The organism is Boseongicola sp. (genome assembly GCA_014075275.1).
Taxonomy (GTDB): Bacteria; Pseudomonadota; Alphaproteobacteria; order Rhodobacterales; family Rhodobacteraceae.
In genome coordinates this window covers 1,392,269-1,416,851 of sequence record CP046179.1, presented here as the reverse complement: position 1 = coordinate 1,416,851, position 24,583 = coordinate 1,392,269, and the positions used below count along the sequence as shown (strand labels likewise).

The 24,583-nt window shown below is 56.5% G+C and carries 27 protein-coding genes; 13 read left to right on the top strand and 14 right to left on the bottom strand.

Annotation, left to right across the window (positions count from 1 at the left end):
• Position 1: 1 nt before the first annotated feature.
• A complete protein-coding gene (locus tag GKR98_07145) occupies positions 2 to 778 on the top strand; it encodes a restriction endonuclease (GenBank protein ID QMU57991.1) in 777 nt (258 codons plus the stop codon).
• Here GKR98_07145 and GKR98_07140 read toward each other — a convergent pair.
• Both GKR98_07140 and GKR98_07135 read right to left on the bottom strand, forming a co-directional pair.
• Complete coding sequence (locus GKR98_07140) at positions 758 to 1,390, bottom strand: S-adenosylmethionine-binding protein (GenBank protein QMU60006.1); 633 nt, start codon at positions 1,388 to 1,390, stop codon at positions 758 to 760. The genes GKR98_07145 and GKR98_07140 overlap by 21 nt on opposite strands.
• Before the next feature lie 91 nt (positions 1,391 to 1,481).
• Positions 1,482 to 2,201: a response regulator gene (locus tag GKR98_07135; protein QMU57990.1), complete on the bottom strand. Its 720-nt coding sequence runs from the start codon at positions 2,199 to 2,201 to the stop codon at positions 1,482 to 1,484.
• Between the two features lie 157 nt (positions 2,202 to 2,358).
• Between GKR98_07135 and mce the strand changes: the two genes are divergently transcribed.
• Positions 2,359 to 2,763 carry a methylmalonyl-CoA epimerase gene (mce, locus tag GKR98_07130; protein QMU57989.1) on the top strand — a complete coding sequence of 135 codons (405 nt, stop codon included), beginning with the start codon at positions 2,359 to 2,361 and terminating at the stop codon, positions 2,761 to 2,763.
• On the top strand, positions 2,763 to 3,035 hold the full coding sequence (locus GKR98_07125) for a DUF1467 family protein (GenBank protein QMU57988.1): 273 nt from the start codon (positions 2,763 to 2,765) through the stop codon (positions 3,033 to 3,035). The genes mce and GKR98_07125 overlap by 1 nt, the downstream gene beginning before the upstream one ends.
• A 2-nt stretch (positions 3,036 to 3,037) precedes the next feature.
• On the opposite strand, the gene GKR98_07120 is transcribed toward GKR98_07125, so the two are convergent.
• The 4 genes from GKR98_07120 to GKR98_07105 form a co-directional block, all read right to left on the bottom strand.
• The gene (locus tag GKR98_07120) at positions 3,038 to 3,739 is read right to left on the bottom strand and encodes a hypothetical protein (GenBank protein QMU57987.1); all 702 of its coding nucleotides are present in this window, start codon (positions 3,737 to 3,739) and stop codon (positions 3,038 to 3,040) included.
• Complete coding sequence (locus GKR98_07115; protein ID QMU57986.1) at positions 3,724 to 4,302, bottom strand: nitroreductase; 579 nt, start codon at positions 4,300 to 4,302, stop codon at positions 3,724 to 3,726. The genes GKR98_07120 and GKR98_07115 overlap by 16 nt, the downstream gene beginning before the upstream one ends.
• A 170-nt stretch (positions 4,303 to 4,472) precedes the next feature.
• The gene (locus tag GKR98_07110) at positions 4,473 to 5,582 is read right to left on the bottom strand and encodes a class II histone deacetylase (protein QMU57985.1); all 1,110 of its coding nucleotides are present in this window, start codon (positions 5,580 to 5,582) and stop codon (positions 4,473 to 4,475) included.
• Positions 5,583 to 5,825: a hypothetical protein gene (locus tag GKR98_07105; GenBank protein ID QMU60005.1), complete on the bottom strand. Its 243-nt coding sequence runs from the start codon at positions 5,823 to 5,825 to the stop codon at positions 5,583 to 5,585.
• A gap of 103 nt (positions 5,826 to 5,928) precedes the next feature.
• Between GKR98_07105 and GKR98_07100 the strand changes: the two genes are divergently transcribed.
• From GKR98_07100 to GKR98_07085, 4 genes are all read left to right on the top strand, one after another.
• Positions 5,929 to 6,651 carry a M48 family metalloprotease gene (locus GKR98_07100; GenBank protein ID QMU57984.1) on the top strand — a complete coding sequence of 241 codons (723 nt, stop codon included), beginning with the start codon at positions 5,929 to 5,931 and terminating at the stop codon, positions 6,649 to 6,651.
• Positions 6,652 to 6,715: 64 nt separating this feature from the next.
• Positions 6,716 to 6,979 (top strand): hypothetical protein, encoded by a 264-nt coding sequence (locus GKR98_07095; protein ID QMU57983.1) that lies wholly within the window; start codon positions 6,716 to 6,718, stop codon positions 6,977 to 6,979.
• A gap of 31 nt (positions 6,980 to 7,010) precedes the next feature.
• Positions 7,011 to 7,349, top strand: a complete 339-nt coding sequence (locus GKR98_07090) for a diacylglycerol kinase (protein QMU57982.1) — start codon at positions 7,011 to 7,013, stop codon at positions 7,347 to 7,349.
• Positions 7,350 to 7,445: 96 nt separating this feature from the next.
• Positions 7,446 to 7,937, top strand: coding sequence for a GNAT family N-acetyltransferase (locus tag GKR98_07085; GenBank protein ID QMU57981.1), 492 nt, complete (start codon positions 7,446 to 7,448; stop codon positions 7,935 to 7,937).
• 106 nt (positions 7,938 to 8,043) lie between these two features.
• Here GKR98_07085 and rimO read toward each other — a convergent pair whose 3' ends face one another.
• Positions 8,044 to 9,408: a 30S ribosomal protein S12 methylthiotransferase RimO gene (rimO, locus tag GKR98_07080; protein ID QMU57980.1), complete on the bottom strand. Its 1,365-nt coding sequence runs from the start codon at positions 9,406 to 9,408 to the stop codon at positions 8,044 to 8,046.
• A 399-nt stretch (positions 9,409 to 9,807) separates the two neighbouring features.
• Positions 9,808 to 10,707, bottom strand: coding sequence for a LysR family transcriptional regulator (locus GKR98_07075; GenBank protein ID QMU57979.1), 900 nt, complete (start codon positions 10,705 to 10,707; stop codon positions 9,808 to 9,810).
• 96 nt (positions 10,708 to 10,803) lie between these two features.
• On the opposite strand from GKR98_07075, the gene GKR98_07070 reads away from it, so the two are divergent.
• The 3 genes from GKR98_07070 to GKR98_07060 all read left to right on the top strand — a co-directional run bounded on the left by GKR98_07070 (position 10,804) and on the right by GKR98_07060 (position 15,933).
• Positions 10,804 to 12,324, top strand: coding sequence for a trimethylamine methyltransferase (locus GKR98_07070; GenBank protein ID QMU57978.1), 1,521 nt, complete (start codon positions 10,804 to 10,806; stop codon positions 12,322 to 12,324).
• Between the two features lie 81 nt (positions 12,325 to 12,405).
• Positions 12,406 to 14,871, top strand: a complete 2,466-nt coding sequence (locus GKR98_07065; GenBank protein ID QMU57977.1) for an FAD-dependent oxidoreductase — start codon at positions 12,406 to 12,408, stop codon at positions 14,869 to 14,871.
• Between the two features lie 9 nt (positions 14,872 to 14,880).
• Positions 14,881 to 15,933 carry a helix-turn-helix domain-containing protein gene (locus GKR98_07060; GenBank protein ID QMU57976.1) on the top strand — a complete coding sequence of 351 codons (1,053 nt, stop codon included), beginning with the start codon at positions 14,881 to 14,883 and terminating at the stop codon, positions 15,931 to 15,933.
• A 16-nt stretch (positions 15,934 to 15,949) separates the two neighbouring features.
• On the opposite strand, the gene GKR98_07055 is transcribed toward GKR98_07060, so the two are convergent.
• The 4 genes from GKR98_07055 to GKR98_07040 are packed head-to-tail and all read right to left on the bottom strand — an operon-like array spanning position 15,950 to position 20,259.
• Positions 15,950 to 16,921 carry a D-glycerate dehydrogenase gene (locus GKR98_07055; protein QMU57975.1) on the bottom strand — a complete coding sequence of 324 codons (972 nt, stop codon included), beginning with the start codon at positions 16,919 to 16,921 and terminating at the stop codon, positions 15,950 to 15,952.
• A 1-nt stretch (position 16,922) separates the two neighbouring features.
• Entirely contained in the window at positions 16,923 to 17,813 is an 891-nt protein-coding gene (gene sucD / locus GKR98_07050) for a succinate--CoA ligase subunit alpha (GenBank protein ID QMU57974.1), read from the bottom strand.
• Complete coding sequence (locus GKR98_07045; protein ID QMU57973.1) at positions 17,810 to 19,009, bottom strand: malate--CoA ligase subunit beta; 1,200 nt, start codon at positions 19,007 to 19,009, stop codon at positions 17,810 to 17,812. The genes sucD and GKR98_07045 overlap by 4 nt, the downstream gene beginning before the upstream one ends.
• An 11-nt stretch (positions 19,010 to 19,020) precedes the next feature.
• The gene (locus tag GKR98_07040; protein ID QMU60004.1) at positions 19,021 to 20,259 is read right to left on the bottom strand and encodes an aminotransferase class V-fold PLP-dependent enzyme; all 1,239 of its coding nucleotides are present in this window, start codon (positions 20,257 to 20,259) and stop codon (positions 19,021 to 19,023) included.
• A 247-nt stretch (positions 20,260 to 20,506) separates the two neighbouring features.
• Between GKR98_07040 and GKR98_07035 the strand changes: the two genes are divergently transcribed.
• Together GKR98_07035 and GKR98_07030 are read left to right on the top strand one after the other, a co-directional pair.
• Positions 20,507 to 21,127 carry a response regulator gene (locus GKR98_07035; protein ID QMU60003.1) on the top strand — a complete coding sequence of 207 codons (621 nt, stop codon included), beginning with the start codon at positions 20,507 to 20,509 and terminating at the stop codon, positions 21,125 to 21,127.
• A gap of 127 nt (positions 21,128 to 21,254) precedes the next feature.
• Positions 21,255 to 22,229 (top strand): CoA ester lyase, encoded by a 975-nt coding sequence (locus tag GKR98_07030; protein QMU57972.1) that lies wholly within the window; start codon positions 21,255 to 21,257, stop codon positions 22,227 to 22,229.
• Between the two features lie 90 nt (positions 22,230 to 22,319).
• On the opposite strand, the gene GKR98_07025 is transcribed toward GKR98_07030, so the two are convergent.
• Complete coding sequence (locus tag GKR98_07025; GenBank protein ID QMU57971.1) at positions 22,320 to 22,778, bottom strand: GFA family protein; 459 nt, start codon at positions 22,776 to 22,778, stop codon at positions 22,320 to 22,322.
• A gap of 76 nt (positions 22,779 to 22,854) precedes the next feature.
• On the opposite strand from GKR98_07025, the gene GKR98_07020 reads away from it, so the two are divergent.
• Positions 22,855 to 23,820 (top strand): LysR family transcriptional regulator, encoded by a 966-nt coding sequence (locus GKR98_07020; protein ID QMU57970.1) that lies wholly within the window; start codon positions 22,855 to 22,857, stop codon positions 23,818 to 23,820.
• Between the two features lie 75 nt (positions 23,821 to 23,895).
• Here the strand turns inward: GKR98_07020 and GKR98_07015 are convergent, their stop codons facing one another.
• A complete protein-coding gene (locus GKR98_07015; GenBank protein ID QMU57969.1) occupies positions 23,896 to 24,441 on the bottom strand; it encodes a GcrA cell cycle regulator in 546 nt (181 codons plus the stop codon).
• Positions 24,442 to 24,583 lie beyond the last annotated feature (142 nt).

The window sequence follows — 24,583 nt, the reverse complement described above, 5'->3', positions numbered from 1 at the left end:
TTTGCTGCAAGTGCTGAAAGATGCCGGTTACGACGTCATGGTCCGAAACCACGCCGAGGCGATTTTGGCGGTGGATTTCGAACAAGAAACCGCGCGTTTGATCGAGCATCTGACCGCATATCGCATTTCAATGTCCGAGCTGATCTCGGGCGGAGGTGGCGAAAGCGGGCAGACCCAGCGGTTGCGCCATGCCCTGAGCGACATTGGTTGGAAGAAGCACAATTTCGCGGTGCAGGTGGTGGTTGACGGGCAGATGCGTGATGGCGTCAGTCATGAGGTGGACCATGTGCTGAAAGCGGATGCGGGGACGCTGGCCCTTGAGATCGAATGGAATAACAAAGATCCGTTTTTTGACCGAGATCTTGAGAATTTCCAGAGATTACATGCACTTTCAGCAATCTCATTGGGGGTGATCATCACGCGCGGAAGCTCGATGCAGGATCAGATGCTTGGGCGGGTGCAGGGGTGGATGGATGCGGCTGGCCTCCATTCGGAAGAAGATCTGGACCGACTAGACCTTGGTGGGCGGACCGAAGCACAGCGACGGACCGTTGCCGGGCAAGTTGGGCGCGGTGTCCCGTTTGCCGAGGCTTTTTCGCGCAAGTTCGTGTCGGACAAATTCGGGCCGGCCTCGACCCATTGGGCGAAACTGGAAGACAGGGTTGCCCGGGGAGTCGGCAATCCGTGCCCGCTACTGTTGATAGGATTGCCAGCATCGATCCTGACGGATAGCGACGTGCCGGACGGCGAGCCGGACTTATTCGGCGGCGACACCTGAATTGTGGCTGTAGGTTTTCCAGTCGGGTTTGTAATCGGCATCGGCCTGATTGCCCCAGACGGTCCAATTCTCGCGCACACCGCGCCCGAATAATTCCAGATAAGGGCCCCAGGAACAGCTTTCGATCAGATCGTATTGTTCGTCAGGTTTGCGCGAATGTTCGCGTTTGCGGGTCTGGATCATGTTGACCTGACGACGGCCCGGCGCTTCGGTCCGTACGTTTTTCCCGCGCGTGCCGAACAACAGAATTTCGGTGACATTGCGGAAATAAAAGCCGACGCCGCGTCCGTCTGATCCGCCGTCTTTGCGAATTTTGTGCCAGATAATGTTGGATTTGTATTGGAACCCCCAGGCATCCAACACCCGCAATCCTTCCGGCAGCAACGCGTTTGGCACCCACATATAGCAATGGGCGCGGTCGGCCATGTGCTCGGCCACTGGCAGGGCGCAGATGTCGTCCAGTTCCATTGTGGGATAGCGCGCAAGGCGCTTATGTTCCGGTGCGACTTTGCCGGTGCGGTTCACAAAGCGCCACGGCGGATCGGCCATCACTGTGCCGAACCGGTCGTCACCCAAAAACTTGGCAAGGTCTTGTGCGGCTGTCGTCCCCATATCCAACATGATGGTCTGTCCTTGGCGTGCTGGCCAGAGGAACAATATGTGAACATTCGACCTTTATCAACTGCTCTTGGGCGCGTGTCGATCAAACCGCGATTTCGTGTTCCAGGCGCAACTCGATCACGTGGCGCAAGTCGGCCAATGCTTCGGGAATGCGGAGGTTGACCTGACGTGTGGTTTCGAAGTTATGCAGGGCATCGGACAGAGGGTCATCCCCGGCGCTTTTCGCAAGACCGATTAGGAAATTTATCGCGTAATCAACGGTTTCCTCATCAGGCGTGCCAGTAAGAAGATCTGCGGCCAATGCCAGATCATCGCGCAAGGCGATCCGGTCCGGTACAACTTCGTCCGAAGCGACCGCGCGCAATCCAAGGGGCTGGGCATACTTCGGAAGTTCGGCCAGAACCATTTGCTGAAAGGCTGAGATCGAAGTGATTGGTTTGGGCATGAATACATTCGCGCCGGCTGCAACGGTGGCGTCGGCCAAAGTGTCATCCCCCGACATGGCGATAATGACGCCGATGGGCGGGTCAGATTTGGCAAGTGTTTCGATCAGGCCCAGACCAGAACCGTCTGGCAGGCCGACATCAATTAACACAATGCCCGGTCGATAGGTTCTGAGATGCCGGTTCGCGTTTTTCAGCGTATCAGCGCGACGGATGCGTGCGCCCGACCGCTGGCAGATCATCCGCAAAGCCTCGCAAGCAAAGCGGCTGTCTTCGACCATCAACACCGTCTGGCCCAGAAGCGGACGCTCCGCTGTAGGCGGGCGAGCCATTAGGAAGTCTTCCAAAGTCTCCGGCACGGGCCGTTCTCCTTATCTAAGTCGGCACAAAACACCTTCATCATCACCGCGCGAAACTAAGGATTGGTTAAGCATGATTAGGATGCGTCGAGCTGTCCCTTGTGAAGCCAAAAGAGCTTGCCCATAAGCTCGGACCCAGATGCAGGAGAATTTCGCCATGATCGGACGTCTCAACCACGTTGCCATCGCCGTTCCCGACCTTGAAGCGGCCTCGGCGCAGTACCGCGATACGCTGGGGGCCAATGTTGGCACGCCGCAGGACGAACCGGACCACGGCGTGACAGTGGTGTTTATCGAACTGCCGAACACTAAGATCGAGCTGTTGTATCCTTTGGGCGAAGGCTCGCCCATTGCGGGATTTCTGCAAAAGAACCCTTCGGGTGGCATTCATCACATCTGTTACGAGGTCGATGATATCCGCGCCTCGGCAACGCAACTTATTGAAAAGGGCGCGCGAGTACTGGGCGGCGGCGAGCCAAAGATCGGTGCCCATGGTAAACCGGTGTTATTCCTGCATCCCAAGGATTTCAACGGCACGTTGATCGAGTTGGAGCAGGTCTGATGAACGTCGTCTCGGCCATCGTTCTGTTTGCAGTGATCTGGTTTCTGGTGATGTTCATTGTGTTGCCAATTCGCATGGAAACGCAGGGCGACGACGGCAAGAAGATAAGAGGAACACCTGCCGGTGCCCCCTCGTCAAACTTCAGCATGAAGCGCAAAATGCGCACGACCACCTACGTCTCGATTGTGCTCTGGTCGGTGATCAGTGCGATTATCATCTGGGGTGGGATCGGGATAAGAGATTTCGATCTCTTCCACCTGTTCAACAGCTAGGCTCAGCCGCGTTCCAAATGGTGGTAGATATGGGTGAAAGTGGCAGCGGCCACCACCGGCACCAGTAGATTGACCAACGGAATCGTCAGCGGGAAGGCCATCAGCGCGCCTGCGATCCAGATCGTCGGCAGGTTGTGACGAAAGGCGGCTGTGGCACCTTCACGTCCAAGGCGGCGGACTGCTATCATGCGATAATATTCCCGGCCCAGAAGAAACCCGTTCAAACCATAGAAGATAAGCGGCGCGAGCGGGGCCAGGATTATGTAAACCAGAAGTGCGGCAAGGTTCGCCGCAACTAAAACGCCGAGAAATCGTAGAGATTCGCGCAGCCCTTCCCAGATCCCAACGCGTCGGGCTGGCGGAAAGCTCGGATAATGCTCCGCCTCGACCGCGTCGGCGACATCATCCAGGAAAAGGCCCGTGAATGCCGAGGCAACGGGCACCATCAAGAGGGGCGACAGGAAGAATAACAATATAACCGAACCCCAGGACAGAAGGTCGTCCAGAAAGGTGATCTCGCCGATGAAAGGCAGGGTGATTTGGTCGGGCAGCATCCATTGGACGCCCCAGAAAAGCACCAGATAGGCGCTGATCAACAGACCGAACGTCAGGGCCAGTCCTTTCAGCAAGACGGACCGGAAGCGCGGATCGCTGAGTTGTCCGGCGGCAGTGGTGAAGCTGGTGAAAATCACGCGGTGATCCATTCGGTTATCTTGTCAAGGTCGGGACGGGGCCGTTCGGGCGGTGTGGTCTTTGGCGTGCCGATATGGATGAACCCGGCCAACCATTCGTGGGGCATCAGCCCCAGATTGGTTTCGCGCCAGGTGCGGTCGTGGCTGGCCCAGCCGCTAAGCCAGTTTGCGCCCCAACCGGCGGCAAGGCTTGCGTTCAAAAGCTGCATGGCCACAGCCCCTGCTGACAAGGTTTGCTCGACCTTAGGGATCTTTTCCGGGGGTCGGGGACTGGCAACTATTGCAACAGCCAGGTCGGCCATGTCGAATTGGTTGCGCATTTTCTCGATCTTCTCGGGCGCAATTGTGAGTGCAGCGCCACGCGCGTCTATAGTTCCAGCCAGCCGCAGCAAGGCGGTGCGTTCCAGCACGATGAAGCGCCAGGGTTCCAGCTTGCCATGATCAGGCGCGCGGGCAGCAATTGTCAGAAGCCGAGTGATCTCTTCGCGGTCGGGTACGGGGGTGGTCAGGATTTTCGCGGGTCGCGAGCGACGAGTGGCGAGGAAATCCAGAACGGGTTGGTTGGCGTCGGGCATGAGTGATCCTTGTTGTCGCGGCTTAAGTATTTATCCAATGGCGCCTTTTCCAGCCCCGTGATCTTGTTTCGCCGCGCCTTTTGGCGCGTCGATCCGCGCACGGGCTGACGCCCGCGCGGATATTCTTGCCTCCGGCGGGAGTATTTCTTGCCAGAAAGAATGCAAATTGGTCAGGAAAGGGCTTTGGCCATATCGTCAAGTTGCGTAGCAATCCACGCTTTGAACGCTGGGTTGGGTTGCCGTTTTTCCAGAGTGGTAGCGTAAGGATCGGGGGCGTGGATTTTGGAGCCTGCGAGGGATTGCAGCACGTTGTGGCCACAGAAAGGGACGTAAGTTTCCGAATAGCCGCCTTCGTGCACCATGACGAGCTTGCCGCCGCAGATGTCGTTAGCGAGGTCCATCGTGGCGCTGGTCATGTCAGCGAAGGTTTCAGCAGTGCAGAGCATACGGCCCAAGGGGTCAAAGGCGGCGGCGTCAAAGCCGCAAGCGACGATGATGGCATCGGGTTGGAATGCCTTTATGGCCGGTAGAGCGAGTTGATTGAGTGCCTGTTTCCAGCTGTTGTGGCCTGCACCTGGGGGGATCGGGATGTTTAGGTTGTGCCCCTCTCCAGCCCCGTTGCCCCGGTCGGCGACTGCGCCGGTGTCCATTGGATAATTGCGATCCTGATGCATTGAAATGGTCAGCACATCGGCGCGGTCGTAGAAGATCGCCTCGGTCCCGTTGCCGTGGTGCACGTCCCAATCGAGGACCGCGATCCGCTTGGCGCGGTCGCTGGCAAGGGCGGCCTCGATTGCGATGGCGATATTGGCCAGAAGGCAGAAACCGTTTTGCCAGTCGGGCAGGCAGTGGTGCCCCGGTGGACGCGAAAGCGCGTAGGCATTGGTGAGTTTGCCGTCCAGCACATCGAAAAGCGCGGCTTTGGCCAGGCCGGCGGACAGACAGGCGATGTCATAGCCATCGGGGCCGTAGGGCGCGCGCATTCCGGTTTCACCGCCACCCGCTTCGGCAGTGGATTTGAAGGTTGCGAGGAAATCAGCGGGGTGGACGCGAACGAGATCCTCCATCGTGACCGGGGCAGCGGATTGGACGTTGAGTTCGCCAAGAAGGCCCGTGACCTCAGCCAGGTTTTTCAGGCGGCGCTTGGTCTCCGGGTTTTCCGGCAGACCGCCCGTGGCTGTGGGCTGCATCATACCGCCAACCGGGGACATGAATGCGTAGTTGCCGCCCGAGTGCCAGAAACAGCGTTCGTCGGTAAAAAGGCCGGTGGTCTTTGTCATCTAAGCCTCGTCTTCCGTGCGCTGACGATAAACACCCTCGGGCAGATTGAGCGCTGACGTGAGATCAGCGAGTTGCGCCAGCGACAGGGTGATTTTCTGAACAGATTTGGTGCGTTCATCGAATTGCTCGATCGTGATGCAATCTTCGAAAGCGTTGATGGTGATATCTTCCTGACGATGCTGTGCAGCGTCGTCGATCAGGGTGACGACAGTGGCGTCAAATTCGTGTTCGATAGTAAACATGTGGGTGAGGTTGGCGCGATTGGCGGAAGGTCGCAAGCGTTTCATGGGCGTGATTGCCTTTGGCCCGGGTTATGCGGCATCAATAGCTTGAGATGTGTGTCAAATGAGGTTTTGTCCTTTGCGTATTCCACTGATTGCCGTTGTTTTGATCGGCCTAGCCGCCTGCGAAGTTTCCACTGTAAATGTGCCGTCCGGCCCCACCGCACCGCTTCCGACCGCGACGCGAAGTGGTTCACCGCAATCCGCAGCCGATTTTCGCGCCGTTGTGCGCCGGGTTGAGCCGATTGCCGAGCGGTCCTGTCGTCAGATGCGGCCCGGACTGAATTGTGATTTCGCGATCATCATCGACCCTGACGATTCTCTGCCGCCGAACGCCTACCAGACATTGGACAAACAGGGCCGTCCAGTCATTGGCTTCACGCGCGCGCTATTTGCCGAGATGCGAAACCGTGATGAACTGGCCTTTGCCCTAAGCCACGAAGCAGCCCACCATATTGAGGGGCATATTCCGCAAACGCAGACGTCTGCGACAACCGGGGCGTTGCTAGGTGCCGTTCTGGGGTCCCTTGCCGGTTTTGATGCAAGTGGTGTGGAAGCGGCCCAGAACATCGGTGGCACCATTGGAGCAAGACGATTCTCGAAGAACTTCGAACTGGAAGCAGACTCGCTGGGTGCCCGCATAGCCATGCAGGCTGGATATGACCCCCTGCGCGGTGTGCTTTATTTCCAGCGTTCACGCGATCCCGGGGACCAGTTTCTGGGCACGCATCCGCCCAATGGCGACCGGATTCGGATTGTTCAACGCACAGTCGCGGCCGCGCAGTAATTTGACATAGATCAGGGAAATCTCGTTTTGGATGGCGCAGGCTTGGGTCAGAAGGAGGCCTGAGATGAGTTTTATTTCCCGAATAGTGCGGCACGAGCGCCTGATGTCGCGGATGGCAGATCGCAGTGGCGCTGATCTTGAACTGGCTCTGCAAAGCGGGCTGATTGCGCCCGACGAAATGCATGACGCTGTTCTTGCCTGCTCGGGTTGTGCAAACCCTGGTGCCTGCGAAGAATATATGGACAATGATGCGGTCGGTATCCCTGCGTTTTGCCGCAACGGTGAAATGATCGAGCGTGTTGCCAGGCTGATGTCATCGGCTGATTGACCTTTTGCCTGTTGCCCGGCAACAGTTGGGTATGAAAACGGTCTCTGATTTTGTCGAGCGCACGCGGTCGCGCATTCTTTGGAGCTGGGCCGGAATAACCGATGCCTGGGTCGAGCAACCATCGTTTCGCTCGTGGGTCTGGGTCAACGTCGGCTCGATAGCGCTGGCACTTTATTTGCCACTGGCGACAGGCGAGCGCGCGTTGATTCTGGTCTTGGGTGTGCTTTTGCTGGCAGCCGAGATTTTCAACACAGCGATTGAGTATACGGTCGACTATATCTCGACCGAGCGGCATCCATTGGCTGGCAAAGCCAAGGATGCGGCAAGTGCGGGCGTGTTTTTGACCGCGATAGCCGGCGGTGTCGCCTAGGTGGTGATATTGCTGGGCTTATGGAACGGCTGACATACCTGGCGATGTTGAGCTAAACTACTCCTCATAGTCACAACGACTTTTGGAGGGGATGTGATGGAAGACATCGTTCGCGATGCGCGTCCGGAAGATGCTTTGCGGGTGCATGAGATTATGGTGGCGGATCACACCATGACCGGCACCATGCGCGTGCCGCATCAACCATTGGAATATACCCAGAACCGAATGGCGTCAGATCCGGCGGTGTTCAAGTTGGTCGCGATGCGAGACGGCAAGGTGGCAGGCTATGCGGAATTGGTGACTGCGCCCGATGCCGCCAGGCACAGCCATGTCGGCGAGATCAACATGATCTGTGTGCATCCTGACAGTTTGCGCAAAGGCGTCGCACGGCAGTTGATGGCAGAGATGATCCGGATGTCGGACGACTGGCTGCGGCTGAAGCGTTTGGGATTGTATGTCTGGACCGACAATTCGGGTGCGATTTCGCTTTATCAGGAATTCGGCTTTGAAGTTGAGGGCACGCTATGGGCCTACGTTTGGCGCAAGGGTGAGTTTCTGGATGCCCATGTAATGGGTCGCATTGTCTGATCTGATTTCGCCTTGCCCTGCGGCCAAGGCGATCCGCGCCGACCTGATGGTCGGCGAGGGTGCGTATTTAAAAAAATTTAGATGTTTGACGACGAGAATGCGGGGGTCAGGAACCTTTCAGGCGACCCCAGAGATCGTAGTCCGAGGCTTCGTCGATTTCGACTGTGACGATATCACCGGGGTTCAGACTGTCTTGGCCGTCGTCGATGAAAAGGTTGCCGTCAATCTCGGGCGCATCGGCTTTTGTCCGGCAAGTGGCGGCGTCATCGTCGACCTCGTCAACGATGACTTCGATTGTCTGACCGATCTTGGCGTTGAGTTTGGCCTCTGAGATGGCTTGGGATTTGGCCATGAAGCGGTGCCAGCGATCTTCCTTATCGTCATCTGATACATGGTCTGGCAGGGCATTTGACCGTGCGCCGTCGACATTCTCGTATTTGAAGCAACCTACGCGATCCAGTTGCGCCTCATCCAGCCAATCGAGCAGGGTTTGAAACTCGTCTTCGGTTTCGCCGGGGTATCCGACGATGAAGGTCGAGCGCAGGGTGATGTCGGGGCAAGTTGCGCGCCATGCGGCAATCTCGTCCAGAGTGCGGGCGGCGGCGGCGGGTCGGGCCATGCGCTTCAGCGTATCGGGATGGGCGTGTTGAAACGGGATGTCGAGGTAGGGCAGAACGCCGCCCTCCGCCATCAACGGGATCAACTCGCGCACATGGGGGTAGGGGTAGACATAATGCATTCGCACCCAGGCGCCGAGGCTGCCAAGATCACGGGCGAGGTCAATGATTGGGGCCTTGGATGGGCGCTCTTTCCAATCGGTGCCATAAGCTGAGGTGTCCTGGCTGATCACCAGCAATTCGCGCACGCCGCTTTCGACCAGCTTTTCCACCTCGCGCAGCACGGCGCGGGCCGGGCGCGACGTCAGACGGCCACGCATGTCGGGGATGATGCAGAACTTGCACTTGTGGTTACAGCCCTCGGATATCTTCAGATAGCTGTAGTGGCGCGGGGTCAGTTTAACCCCGGCGCTGGGCATCAGATCGACGAAGGGATCGGGCGAGGGCGGAACAGCGACATGGACCGCATCCAGCACCTGTTCGTATTGTTGCGGGCCGGTCACCGCCAGAACTTTGGGGTGGGCACCGGTGATGTATTCGGGCTCGGCCCCAAGGCAGCCCGTCACAATCACCCGCCCGTTTTCTGTCAGCGCCTCGCCAATTGCATCAAGACTTTCCGCCTTGGCGCTATCCAGAAACCCGCAGGTGTTCACAATGACTGCATCCGCACCGCCATAGTCGGGGCTGATGGCATAACCCTCGGCGCGCAGACGTGTCAGGATGCGTTCGCTGTCGACCAGAGCCTTGGGGCAGCCAAGGCTGACCATGCCGATTGTCGGCTGGCCGGGGCGGGCGGCATCCGGAACGCGGGCATTCGCCAGGTCGGGGCGCAGAGTGGGTGGGTTCTGGGTCATGGGTGGGGCTGATAACCGGTTCCGCGCCAAGGGGAAAGACGTTGAAAGCTATGCTTCAAATTGCCGGTCAGCGAATGAAATCGGTCCCACCCGGACACTTAACGTTCACTATCTTCCGAATCGAACCAATATAAAAAGCCAACACCGGCAGGTGGACGTTCAGGTCCCATTCTTTTCAGACTGATAATTCGGCATAACGCGCCGTGGCAGGATAATGACCCTTGAACATCCCCGCATTGACGATGTGGTGGTCTGGCTGGCGAACCGTGCTGGAGGCCAGCGTTCGGTCCTGTAAACCCACCTTGAACCATCGGCCTCTCTATACTCAATCCATTTCGTGGTCACATCATGCGGACTGAACCGTCTCACGAAGTTTACTTTTTGCACGGATCAACTTGCTTAGCGATCTTCAAGAATCCAGTCTCGCACGTTTTTCGCCGCAGAACTCAATGGGCGGGTCTTTGACCAAACCAAATAAAACCCCAAACCTGTCTTCCATGTCCATTCTGGCTTGGCCGCCATGACGCCATCCCGGACCAGCGGATCAGTCAGATGCTTCCATCCAAATGCAAAACCTTCGCCAGCCATACAGGCCTGCAAAACCAGCGCATAATCATTCAGCCGCAAACCGCCCTCGACCGTCGCGTTTTTTATGTCAAAATGGGCGAACCACTGGCGCCAGGTTGGACGGTCACGGATAGGTTCTTCAAGGTGGATCAGCCGCTGGTGCAGTAGATTTGCCAACCCTTTCAAATTAACAGCGGTGGCCATTACCCGAGGTGATGCGACAGGGTAGATTTCTTCGATGGCGATCAGCGCAGACTCGCAACCCGGCCAGCTTCCATCACCACGGCGAACTGCCAGGCTGATGTTTTCCGAGTCGATATCCGGTTCGCGATCGCTGGCCTGTAGGCGCAGGTCAATGCCCGGATGGCGCTCATGCAATTGGGTCAGGTGAGGCATCATCCAATAGTAGCTGAACGCCGACGAAGCGTTCAAAGTCACATAATCCTCACGTGACAGATGGCGGACGGCGCGCGCGGAAACCAAAAGGTCTTCAAAGCTGCGGTTGACGTCCGAATAGAGCCGTAAACCTGCCGCTGTCAGGGAAATCTGGCGATGTTCTCGCACGAACAGCGCCAGGCCCAGCGTTTCTTCCAGTTGTTTGATCGTGGCACTTACGGCCGGCTGCTGCACGTTCAATTCGTCTGCCGCAAGAGTGAACGAGCCATGCCGCGCCGCGGCCTCAAAGACCATGATGTGACGGGGAGAGGAAAGAAGGTGCCAAAGCTCTTGCATAACTACAGATTATCCAACGCATACATTTTTTCAAGCGTCACAATGCAATTTCCATAGGTTAGATTTATTCAAAGATTCGGAATGAGGGAAATCTAAATGGCACGACGCGCACGCGCGGCTCGCAATCGCGAGTCGTCTCAGTCCGGAGTTCCGGCGTCTCCGTATATCCAGCGGGTGCTGCCTTTCTTCGAAGCGTTGGATGAAGAGCAGATTGAGCGGCTTGAAGCTCAGGTTGACTGGATTTTACAGGATGTCGGCATCGCGTTTCGCGATGATCCCGAATCCCTTGAGCTTTGGAAGCGCGAAGGCGCAAAGGTTGATGGTGATATCGTTCGCGCACCGGCGGACTGGATCCGCAACCTTTGTTCAAAAGCGCCAAGCGAATTCACCCAATTGGCCCGCAATCCCGATCGGTCGGTAAAAATTGGCGGCGTAAATCAGGTCTTTGCCCCGATATACGGTGCGCCATTCGTGCGTGACCTTGAGGGCGGGCGGCGCTACGGCGATTTGGCGGCATTTAATGATTTGGTGCGTCTGACCTATATGCACCCCAACCTGCATCATGGTGGTTTTGTTACATGTGAACCCTGCGATGTTCCGGTCAGCAAACGTCACTTGGACATGCTCTATGCCCATATGACAATGAGCGACAAGCCGCACCTCGGAGCCATCACCGAGATGAGCCGCGCCCAAGACAGCGTCGACATGGCCGAGATCGTATTTGGCGCAGATGTGATGGAGCAAAACTGCGTCATCATGGGCAACGTAAACACCAACTCACCGCTTCTGGTGGACAAGGTTGTTGCCGAAGCAGCGCGTGTCTATTCCTCGCGCGGTCAGGGCATGATTGTTGTGCCCTTTATCTTGACGGGCGCCATGGGGCCGGTTTCGACCGCCGCCAGCGTGGCGCAAGCAATGGCAGAAGCAATGATGGTTTGTGCATATGTGCAGCTGTTGCGACCTGGCGCGCCATTTGTTCTGGGGAACTTCCTTTCGTCGATGTCGCTAAAATCCGGTGCGCCAACGTTTGGCATGCCTGAGCCCGTTGTGTCGAACTATGCTATTGGCCAATTGGCGCGTCGAGTTGGGCTGCCGCTTAGATGCGGTGGTTCCCTGACCGCGTCCAAACTCGAAGACGCTCAAGCGGCATATGAAAGTGCTGATTCAATGCATTCCACCATGCTTGCCGGAGCAAATTTTGTTCTGCATTCGGCTGGCTGGCTGGAAGGTGGGCTTTGTGTCGGTTTTGAAAAGCTCATCATGGATGCAGATCGCTTGGGGTCATATCAAAAAGTGCTCAGCCAAGGGCTAGACGTGTCAGATGAAGCCTTTGCACGCGATGCATATGATGAAGTTGATGCAGGCGGCCACTTCCTTGGATGCGGCCACACGATGCGCAATTATCAAACAGCCTTTTATGAACCAAAGCTGAGCGACAGCGAGAATGTCGAAAGCTGGGAAGAGGCCGGTTCGAAAGATATGCGCCACCGCGCCTACGAGCGTTGGACGGGCATGTTGAAAGACTATCAGGCGCCGCCAATTGATCCGTCAACCCGCGAAGCTCTGCAAGCCTACATTGCCAAACGCAAGGAAGAACTGCCGGATGCCTGGTACTAGGGCATCCGCCAATCAATCCATCCGATAAACAAAATACGCCCGGCCGGTTCTGCCGCCTGCACTTGAACCAAGGAGAAACCCATGCCCGACATTCAAAAAGAAGAAGTTGGCGGCAAAAAGCTTCCGTCTCATGCCAAAGTCGTTGTCATCGGCGGAGGCGTCGTTGGGTGTTCGATCTTGTTTCACCTTGCCAAATTTGGCTGGAAAGACGCCGTTCTGCTTGAGCGTGACGAGTTGACATCAGGCTCAAGTTGGCATGCAGCAGGTCAAATCCACACCATCTCTTCTGACCCTAACATCAGCCGCCTTCAGAGCTATACAATTGATTTGTATAAGGAAATAGAAGAAACCTCTGGGCACTCTGTTGGCCTTCATATCACAGGCGGTTTCTACGCCGCCTCAACCAAAGAATGGTATGACTATCTGAAACGCGAGCGTTCAAAAGCGCGTTACATGGGGCTGGATCAAGAATTTATTTCGCCAAAAGAGCTGGCCGAGCGCCACCCGCTGATAGATCCCAAGCACTATCACGCAGCCCTTTGGGACGAGCAAGATGGCGACCTTGATCCCTCGGGCGCGACCTATGCGTTCGCCAAGTCGGCCCGCGTGCACGGCGCTCAATACTTCACGCACTGCGGTGTAACCGCGATGAGCCAGCGCCCGGATGGCAGCTGGGATCTGACAACTCCAAAAGGTAAGATCAATGCCGAGCATGTCGTTAATTGCGGGGGCCTCTGGGCGCGCGAAGTCGGCCATATGTCGGGGATTCACCTGCCAGTGCAGCCGATGGAGCACCATTATCTGATCACCGAAAAAATCCCGATGATCGCCGAGCGGATGGAAAGCATGGGCGAAGCCGGGCGTTTGCCTGCCGGGATCGACTATGAAGCCAATATCTACTTCCGTCAGGAACGTCAGGGCATGCTCCTGGGCACATACGAGCCCAAGTCAACACCGTGGAAAGTTGATGGCACTCCATGGGACTTCGGCCATGAACTGCTGCAACCTGACCTGGACCGCATCGCGGACCGGCTCGAGATGTCGTTCGAACGCATCCCGACTATTGGCGAAGTGGGCATCAAAGACATGATCAACGGCCCGTTCACTTTCGGACCTGACGGCAACCCGATGATCGGTCCGGTTCCGGGCATGAAAAACTACTGGTGCGCCGTCGGCGTCATGGCCGGTTTCTGCCAGGGTGGCGGCGTTGGTCTTACCATGGCCGAATGGATGATCGATGGCGAACCCTCGATCGATGTTTGGGCCATGGACGTTGCACGCTTCGGCGAATTTGCGACGCCGGACTGGGGCACAATCAAATCGTCGGAAAACTACGAACGACGGTTTGTAATGACCTTCCCGAACGAAACATTGCCAAAAGGCCGGATGCAGAAAACCACAGCGCTTTATGACCGCCTTGTCTCAAAGGGCGCGATGATGGGGCAGGGCTTTGGTCTGGAAAATGCGCTTTGGTTTGCCGACAATGCCGAAGATGCACACGAAGTGCCGACCTTCGAACGCAACCGCAGCCACGACTATGTCGCACGTGAAATCAAGGCTGTTCAGGAAAACGTTGGCGGGATCGAAATCGCCAACTTCGCCAAGCACGAGTTCAAAGGCCCCGGCGCACGCGAATACTTGAACCGCACTCTGGCCGGATACGTTCCCAAACCGAGCCGTTTGACCCTGACGCCAATGCTGACACCAAAAGGCAAACTCTACGGCGATCTGACCGTCGCTTGTTTGGGTGACGAGCACTTCATGCTCTTCGGGTCGGGCGCGATGCAAGATGCGCACAGCCGTTGGTTCCAGAAAGACCTACCAGATGACGTGACTTATCAGAACGTGTCGGACGACTGGCATGGTGTTGCATTGTCCGGGCCAAAGTCGCGCGATCTTCTCGCCCGCCTATGCCGTGAAAACGTCGGCGCCGAAGCCTTCAAATTCCGCGATCTGCGGCAGACCTTTGTTGGTGGGGTGCCGGTCATTCTGAACCGGATTAGCTTCTCTGGCGAATTGGGCTACGAAATCTACTGCAAGCCACAATACTTGCTCCGACTTGCTGAAGCGCTTGAAGCTGCTGGCGCAGATCTGGGCTACCGTTGGTATGGTGCACGGGCACTAATGTCGATGCGCCTTGAAAAAGGCTGGGGCGTCTGGACGCTTGAATTCCGCCCGGACTTTGACGCGGTTGAATCCGGCATGGATGTCTTCATCAACTGGAAAAAAGACTTCGTTGGTAAAGAAGCGACTTTGGCTGCCAAAGAAAGTGGACCCAAACAGAAGCTGGTAACGATGACCATCGACGTCGATGGCATTGACGTCAGTAACGACGAGGCGATCCTGAAAGACGGCGCCGCCGTCGGCTACGTGTCGTCTGGGGGCTATGCGCACCGTGTCGGTCGTTCGATGGCCATGGGGTATGTCGCCTCTGAACATGCCGTGCCGGGCTCCACGCTTCAGGTCGAAATTCTGGGCGAGATGTTCGACGCCGAAGTTCTCGGCGCGCCGATCTATGACGCCAATGGCGCCAATATGCGCGCGTAGTCGGGGGTTATGGTGGGCGCGATGCCGAAGTCAGCCAATAAGGCGATTGAAGAGCAATCTTCAACAATCCCGGACTCGGCCGCCCGCCGTTGCGTGTTTCTTTTGTTGCCGCGTTATGCTCCCATCGATGTTTCCAGCGCGGTAGCCGTGCTTCACGCCGCGAACCAGCACGCCGATAAGGCACTGTTTTCATGGGAGATTGTTACCGAGAATGGTAAACCTCAGGAATCGCAGAACGGCCTAAGTCTCGCGGTAGACGGCGCGCTGGGCGACGTCGGGCATAGCGATCTTATTTTCGTTTGCGGGGGCGACCACAGTTCGGCAGACAATACTTTAAAGACTGTCGGCTGGCTTCGCAAAGCGCGCCGGATCGGGGCAATGATCGTGTCGCTCGGCGGTGGCACAGTTGCGCTCGCACAAGCGGGAATGCTCAAAGACCGCTCGGCATCTGTTCACTGGCTGCAACGCGCGGCCGTTGCCGAGGCCAATCCCGAAGTCGAAGTGCGCACTTCGATCTTCAGTATGGATATGAACATTGTCACCTGTGCTGGTGGTGCGTCGACTGTTGACATGATGCTGCATTTGGTTGCGCGACTATGCGACACTGAGATCGCGACAGGCGTTGCCGACAGACTGGCGTGCTCAACGGCGCGGACCGAGCGTCACGACCAAGTGTTGTCCGATAATTGTCGCTCGGGCGTGCGCAATCAAAAGCTCGCCGATGCCCTGGCCATAATGCGCATTGAACTGGAAGAGCCTTGGCGTCCCAGCGAAATTGCGACCCATGTCGGTATGTCTACGCGCCAGCTTGAACGATTGTTCTCAAAGCACTTGGGGAAAAGCCCGAAATCCTACTACCTGAAACTAAGGCTAGAGCATGCGCGGTCACTGATCCAGCAGACAAACATGCGCCTCATCGATGTGGCCATGGCCAGCGGTTTCAGCAACCAATCCTATTTCTCTCGCGTTTATCGCAAGCAGTTTGGAACTTCTCCGCATTTGGAGAGAGGATTGACCTCTTCTGGTGCCAAAGGAAGTTCCTTGGCACCCAAATCCAAATAGGAACTATTCCGACGGCTCAGATTACGCGATCTTTCGGGTCTCTCCCTGCGAAGAAATCTTCAAGATTGTCTAGCACGCGAAAGCCCATCGCTTCGCGGGCTTCGCGCGTCGCTGACCCCAGATGTGGCAACATGACAAGGTTGTCACACTCCATCAGCTCTGGCGCAATTTTCGGCTCTCCGTCAAAAACATCCAGCGCGGCACCACCGATGGTCTCAAACTTCAGTGCCTGAATAAGCGCGTGTTCATTGATAACTTCGCCCCGAGCTGTGTTGATCAGGAACGCATCGGGCTTCATGAGATCAAGCCTTGCGCTGTTGATCAGGTGGCGGTTTGCTGTACCACCCGGACAGTGCAGCGAGACGAAATCGCACAATGGTAGAAGGTCTTCGATGCTTTCGACCTGCCGAGCATTGAACTGTTGCAATTTATCGTCGGCCACCTTTGAGCGGTTCTGAACAACAATTTCCATTCCAAATCCGAAATGCGCACGTTTGGCCATTTCCTGGCCAATGCGCCCAAATCCGACGATTCCAAGGGTTTTGCCACTGACCTTTGTGCCGACCAGATGAGTTGGCCGCCATCCGCTCCACCCCCCAGCCCGCAACTCCCGCTCGCCTTCGCCCGCGCGCCGTGCTGCCATCAACATCAAAGTCATCGCGATGTCGGCCGTACACTCCGACAATACGTCTGGCGTGTTGGTGACTGTCAAATTCAACGATTTGGCCGAGTCCGCGCAGATATGCGAATAGCCGACACCATAGTTGCCAAGTATTTTGGCCTTTGGCGCGCGAACGTCAAAAACATCTGGTCCCAGTTTGTCGGTGACCGTCGTTAGTATGGCGTCATAGTGCGCCATCGCCCCCCGCAAGTCGCTGCCGCCTAGAGGGCGGTCCGAGGTATTGAAAGTTGCATCGTAACGCTCGGCCAGTTGGGCTTCGACGGCTTTCGGCCAGCGACGCGTTACGAGGACCGATGGTTTTGCCATTCTAAGCGACCTTCTGCATGACGGAGGCAATGGTCTCGCCAATCACCGCCGGGTTTTCAGCAACCGTCACTCCGGCGGCCGAAAGGATCTCGACCTTTTCCGATGCGCTTTCACCAAAGGCCGAGATGATCGCGCCCGCGTGCCCCATGGTGCGCCCTTTCGGTGCGGTCAAACCAGCGACATATGCGATAACCGGCTTAGTGACGTTCTCTTTGATGAAGGCCGCCGCCTCAGCTTCCTGCGGTCCACCAATTTCCCCAATCATTGCAATGATATGAGTGTCTCTGTCTTCCTCAAAACGCTGCAACATGTCCTTGAATGACGACCCATTTATCGGATCGCCACCAATACCAATGGATGTCGACACACCAATTCCACGCTCTTTAAACTGAGCAGCCGCCTCGTATCCCAAAGTCCCGGAACGACCAATAATCCCGACGTTGCCTTTCAGATAGATGTGACCAGGCATGATGCCTAACAGCGCCTTGCCAGGGCTGATTGTGCCCGCACAGTTTGGGCCAGTAAGAACCATGCGGCGATCACGCGGATAGCGCATCATATAACGTTTGACGGCAATCATATCCTGGGCCGGAATGTCGTCAGTGATGCAAACGCAGTACCGGATGCCACCGTCTGCGGCCTCCATAATGCTGTCGGCAGCAAAGGGCGGAGGAACAAAGACCAGACTTGCCTCTGCGCCCGTTGCCTCAACCGCTTGCTTTACTGTGTCAAAGACCGGAACACCTTCGACGACTTCGCCACCCTTGCCAGGAACCACACCACCAACAACTTTGGTTCCATAGCTCACCATGTCTTTGGTGTGGAAACGGGCCATCTTACCGGTGATCCCTTGCACGATGACCTTGGTGTTTTCGTCCAGAAGTATGCTCATGACACAGCCCTTACTCTGACACCTTGCGAGATGTCGCTTTTCCATGCGCCGACCGAACGCTCGGCGGCCTCCATCAATGTGGTTGCGCGAATGATCGGCAGACCAGATTTGGCAAGGATCTTTTGACCCTCTTCAACATTGGTTCCGGCAAGACGGACAATCACGGGCACGTCCACCTCGACCTCTTTCAGCGCCTGAACCACACCTTCGGCGACCCAATCGCAGCGATTGATCCCGGCAAAGATGTTAACCAGAACGGCCTGAACATTCTTGTCTGACATCACCAACCGGAAGGCTTTCGCCACACGGTCAGGTGTCGCCCCGCCGCCAATATCCAAAAAGTTCGCAGGCTCACCGCCAGCCAGTTTGATGGTGTCCATGGTGGCCATGGCCAAACCGGCGCCGTTCACGATGCAACCAATGTTGCCGTCCAAACCGACATAAGACAGGCCGCGATCAGCCGCGCGGCTTTCGCGCGGATCTTCCTGTGACTTGTCACGCAGTTCGGATATCTGCGGATGACGGAACAGGGCGTTATCATCGAAAGTCATTTTCGCATCCAGCGCCAAGATGCGGTCGTCGCTGGTAATCACCAACGGGTTGATCTCAACCATCGTGGCATCCAACTCGGTAAATGCGCGGTAGCAACCCAGAAGGGTGCGCACCATCTGTTGCGTCTGAGCTGGCTTGATGCCCAATGCAAAGGCAATCTCGCGGGCTTGGAACTCGCGCAGACCCACGGCCGGTTCAACGGTCGAACGCACGATGGAATCGGGCTTGTCAGCCGAGATGTCCTCGATCTCCATGCCGCCTTCACCCGACGCCACGATCATGACGCGTTGGCTGGACCGGTCCAGAACGAACCCCAGATAAATTTCGCGATCGATCTGCACGCCAGCTTCCACATAGACCCGGTAAATCCCCTGACCTTCAGGTCCCGTTTGATGGGTCACCAGCTTTTTGCCGAACATCTCTTCGCAGGCTTCTTGAATTTCGCTTTCGCTGTCGCAGACTTTGACGCCACCAGCCTTACCACGGCCCCCGGCGTGGATCTGTGCTTTCACAACCCACTTCGCGCCACCCATTTCGCGGGCGCGATAGGCTGCCTGCTCGGGCGAATAGGCCAATGCACCGGGTGGCACATCCACCCCAAAACCGGCCAGGACTTCTTTTGCCTGATATTCGTGAATGTTCATGATGGGCTTCCTTATTCGGCTGCCATGACGGCGTTGTAGTGGATGCCAAGGCACTGATCGATCGTCGCTTGATCGACCTCGATGCCCAACTTGCGCAAAGCGTCAGCAAAAAGATTGACGATCTGGGTGACGTGCGCGGCGGACAAAAGATTGAGAATGCCAATGCGCACCTGCACAGGTGCCGAAAGGGTTGGCCAGATGCCAAAGCCTTCCGCGCGGCAGTTCTCCACCAATTCCATTTCGCGCCCCGCCAGCGGAGCGGGCAGATTGAATACCACCAATGACGTCATGTTCGACGTGACATCACATCCCATGGCGGTCAAAGCGCCTCGCAGGGCGGCCTCGTGGTGCACATATTTTTCGGCGCGCTTGGCCACGGTGTCCTGCAAGGTGATGCGCAGTGCCTCGTGGAACGCCGCCACTGCATACGCTGAATGGGTGCGGTGATAGGTGCCCTTTTCGACGTCCATACCGTCGATAATGCCCCAATGACGCGCTTCCAAAATTGGGTGATGAACAAAGCTGCGCGTGCCAGTGCCATTCAGCGTTTCGATATAGCGATCTGTGAAGGAAACGGGCGCATATGTTAGCGGCAAGCAACAGATGCCCTTTTGCGGACAGGATGCCCAGCCATGGACGCCGGGGTAGTCGTCGATGCAGAAATCTTCGACGCCAAGAGAAGATACAGCATCGACAAGACCCATAACGTCGTGACGTTCGCAGGCATCTGAAAAACCTTGAATGTCATTGATCCGGCCGGACCCGGTTTCCCAATGCGCCATCGCGGCCCACTTGGGTTTGTGCAAAGCCAGCGCTTCTTCGACAACGTCTGCCGCAACCGACTGACCGTGCGGAACTGTCACGATAATCACGCTTTCAGGCTGCGGGTCCATCGGATTTGCTGCCAGTTCGACCTCGGTCGCAGCTTTCATCCGGACCGTCAGCCCGTCGATGCCGGAAAAGGTGCCATTGACGAACATGACCACTTTGTCGCCAGGTTGCACGGCATTGAACATGACGTCCAAACCACTCCAGCCGGTGCCGGCTACGCCGTAGGTGTAAGTATTCTTTGTGCCCATGACGGTGCGGAGCATCTCTTTGCATTCGACCATGCCACGCAGAACATCGGCCTGCATGTGATCAGCTAAACCGGCACGAGAGAAGGCCTGCATGACGCGGGCGTCCGTGTTGCCCGGACCAGGGCCAGCAGCGATGGTCTGAGGAATTTCCAGCTGCGGGTAAACATCCATGGTCATAAGCGATCTCCGTCGAAAATTGCGCCGCCGTCTGGTGCGGTGCGGACCATTTCGGCGGGATTGCGAAATTCCACAACACGCGTTATTCCTGCTTTTGGGTATCAAATTGGGTGGGCAAAATACTACCCATAAGTGTAAGTATTCGACAGTATACCGAAAAAAGCACTACCTAAATGGGTAGATTATTGGAATTCACTGATTGTAATCAGAGGGTTAAATGAAAGATAGGCCGATTGACATCATGCTTGCAGACAGCAATCCGCTAGTGCTGTCGGCCATGTCTGAGATCTTTGAACGGGATCCGCGATTCTCTGTTCTGGCCACCACGTCTACCGCCGAAGGGTTCCTCTCGACCTGTTTGCGGGTGCCGGTCGAGGTTGGTGTGATCGACTGGAACCTGCCAGTCATTGGCGGCGCCCGTCTGATCGAGATTCTGCGCGAACAACAACCGGCCCCCAAACTTGTGGTCTACGGCGATGATCGAAGCGACCTTCCCCGATTGGCAATGTCGGCGGGGGCCGCGGGCTTTGCGCCGCGTTCGGGCGAAGTCGAGGGCCTGACGTCGACTTGCATCGATGTGTCCAGCGGCAAGATGGTTTTCCCATTCATCGATATCCGCGACCTGCAGGCAGATTCAATCCAATCCCTGTCCCGCAAAGAGCGGGTAATGCTGGAAGCACTTTCAAAAGGACTGACAAATCGCGAGCTGTCAAAAGAGCTTGAAATCACCACCAACACGGTGAAATTTCACCTCTCAAACCTCTATGAGAAACTGGCTGTCAGAAACCGCGCTCAAGCCATCGCATTTTACTACTCGTCCCGGCTTCCCGGCGAGCAGGGCAGCACCACGAAACAGCGGTAATTTCCAGCCGTCAGTATGCTTCTGTATGCACTAAAATTTCTTGACTTCTGCACAAATCAATCTCCTTGCTCCGCTCAATGCCAACCTTGGCAGGGCAAAATTACGGCTAGAACAGGAGCATTCTGCCATGAGCTTTCACCCCATCGAACAGGCCCCCGCCCGCCTTAACAGAAGCGAGTTGGCTGTCCCCGGATCACAACCGCAAATGTTTGAAAAGGCGGCGCAATCCGACGTTGACGTGATCTTTCTTGATCTCGAAGATGCTGTCGCGCCAGATGAGAAACCGCAGGCGCGGAAGAACATCATCAAGGCCCTGAACGAGATCGACTGGAACACCAAGACAATGTCGATTCGTATCAACGGACTGGACACGCACTATATGTATCGCGATGTCGTCGACATCATCGAGCAGGCCGGCGAGCGTTTGGATTTGATCATGATTCCCAAGGTCGGAACAGCCGCGGATGTCTACGCTGTGGACATGCTTGTGACCCAGGTGGAAGACGCCATGGGCCTGACCAAACGCATCGGTTTTGAACACATAATCGAGACTGCGTTGGGCATGCAAAATGTGTCGGCGATTGCGGGCGCTTCCAAGCGCAACGAAAGCCTGCATTTCGGGGTTGCTGACTATGCCGCCTCTATGCGCGCGCGCACCACAGTCATCGGCGGCGTGAACCAGCATTATTCGGTGCTGACAGATCCTGCCGACGATGGATCCCGCGCCGTTCATTGGGGCGACATGTGGCATTCGGCCATCGCGAATATGGTCGTTGCCGCGCGCGCTAACGGCCTGCGTCCTGTTGACGGTCCGTTCGGGGATTTCTCCGATCCCGAGGGCTACAAAGCGGCTGCGTATCGCGCTGCCGTTCTGGGATGCGAAGGCAAATGGGCCATCCACCCAAGCCAGATCGCCCTGGCGAACGAGGTGATGAGCCCCTCCGAGGACGAGGTCAAAAAAGCACACCGCATTCTTGCGGCCATGGCCGACGCCGAAGCCGCGGGTAAGGGGGCAGTTTCGTTAGATGGCCGTCTGATCGACTATGCGTCAATCCGCCAGGCAGAAGTTCTGGTCGAAAAGGCCCGCCAGATCGCTGCATAGCGGCTGGAACAACAACCAATCATTCGGGCATGCTGGATAAACCAGTGTGCCCGAAAGTTTGTAATCCGACTGGTTCTTCCGCTCTCGTTGCTAACTGCGCCATCCCGATAAAGACGGCTCATCGATCATCACGCCACTTCCCCCGGCCTCGGCGGGCACATCAGAAAACTTCGGAAGGCCGTCGTTAAAATCCACAACGCGCTCGTCATAGAATGTGTGCATCGCTGGATTGTAGCTGAAATCCGAGCCTGACAGAGTAAGCGGATACACGATTTTCCAACCCATGCCGGGCTTGGTTGTCAAAACATTCCCCCCACACCTGGCGCAGGACGTTCTTTGAGACTCGTCATTCTTGTCTGAGACGGTGGTGGTTCCATGAACTTTGACGGAGTCTTCGGGCCATGCTGCCAAGGCAGTCATTGGCGCAGAATGCCATTTCCGACATGACTCACAATGGCAGTAGGCGGCAAAAACCGGATCGCCTTCGACCTCGACATGAACCTTGCCGCAATAACATTGTCCGGCATGTAGGTTGGAATGTTCAGACATTTTTCCCTCGTAAGTTTGTTCCTTCCCATCGATATTTGGATGACAGACAATCCTAAATACGAAATACTGCGCCACAATGGATAGAAAACGCACCAAAGACACGATCTCCTACGACGACGACATCGACGATTCTTGGAGAAACGTTGGTTGGGCAGAGCTTCCATTTTTTCTTGCAGCGGCCCGGACTGGCACGTTCCGCGCTGCGGCCGAACGGCTGAAGGTCAATCACGCAACGGTGGATCGCCATATCAAGGCGCTGGAGGCGGCCTATGATGTTCGACTTTTTGACCGAAAATCGCGAGGCGTCACGTTAACGGCGGCAGGCCTAAACCTTCTGGAAAAAGCCAAAATCGCCGAAGGCGCGGTGATTGATGCCAAACGGATGGTCAGTGGTTTGGACTCCCGATTGGCGGGGCCGGTTCATCTCAATATGTCGTCTTGGGTGGCGAATTATGTGTTGCCGCCGGAAATGGGACGCTTCCGCAGCCTATATCCCGACATAGAATTAAAGGTCTCGGTATCAGATCGGGTTGAAGACCTGGCAAAATCGCCCGCCGACGTCAGCTATCGTGCGGCGTGGAGCGTCGAAGACGATGTGGTTGGTCGCAAACTCTATTCCTACAACGCCGCTGTCCTTGCCAGCAAAGACTATGTCACGCGGCATTGGGAAAACCGCGGTCCAGATGGGGAAGGGCTGCACTGGATCGGGAAATCGACGCTGTGGCCGAACCCGGAACTGGATAAGCTGGATCTATTTCCAAAGGCCAGGCGTGACATGGATGTGCGGGACCCCATCCTGATTAACCAACTTCTCAGACAGGGACATGGCATGGCCATTGTGCCATTTGGGACGCTTGCGCACTTCCCTGAACTGACGGTCGTTCCGACAACTCCGGTTGTGTCTGACCGTTCGATCTGGATTCTGCTGCAAACAGATCTAAGACACACGGCGCGGGTGCGCGCCGTGGTCGAGTTTCTGACAGACGTAGGGAAACGCGCAATCGCCATGGAAGACGCGCTTATCGAGCAGGACTATTCCTGATTGCCCATTCGTACTGATTTGCGCACTGAACCAAGGGTAGCGTTTCCCAAGGCTAAAGCCAGAATTGCAGAAGTCTTAGCGGCGACGGTCCCGACGGCTCGACATTGGCTGGAACGCAACGCCGACATGGGCCTCGCAATACGGCTTGCCCTGCTGAACACCCAGACCACAGAACCAGAAATCATCCGTCGCCGGATCGCCAATCGGCCATTTACAGGTCCGCTCGGTCAGTTCCATCAGGCTGATCCTCTTGGCAGTCTTTTCAACTTCACGCACCGTGGCCAGCGCTTCGGGGCTGATCTCGTTGGCGGAAGGTTGCGGTGGCAGGGGCTGGCCCGCGGGCACAATCGGTTTTCTCGGAGTAACCGTGACCTCAATAACCTTATCCTGCGGTGCGACCTTCGTTGCGGCCTTGGCTGCCGGAGCTGCCTTCTCCTTGGCCGCCTTCTTTTCGGGTGCGGCTGGTGTACCACCAGAACGATTCGACAGGCCCAAACGATGCACCTTGCCAATCACAGCATTGCGGGTGACGCCGCCAAGCTCTTTGGCGATCTGGCTGGCCGATTGGCCTTCTCCCCACATTTTCTTCAAAAGATCGACGCGATCATCGGTCCAGGACATAGCTTTTCCTGCCTTTTTGGATTGAAGCCTCATACTAATCACCCCAACCACCGCCCACAAGACCACCTTCCCGCAATTGCCAGCGCAATTTGCCAGAAAATTGCCGATCTCTGCGCGCGTGCAACATTTTTGCCCGTCAAAG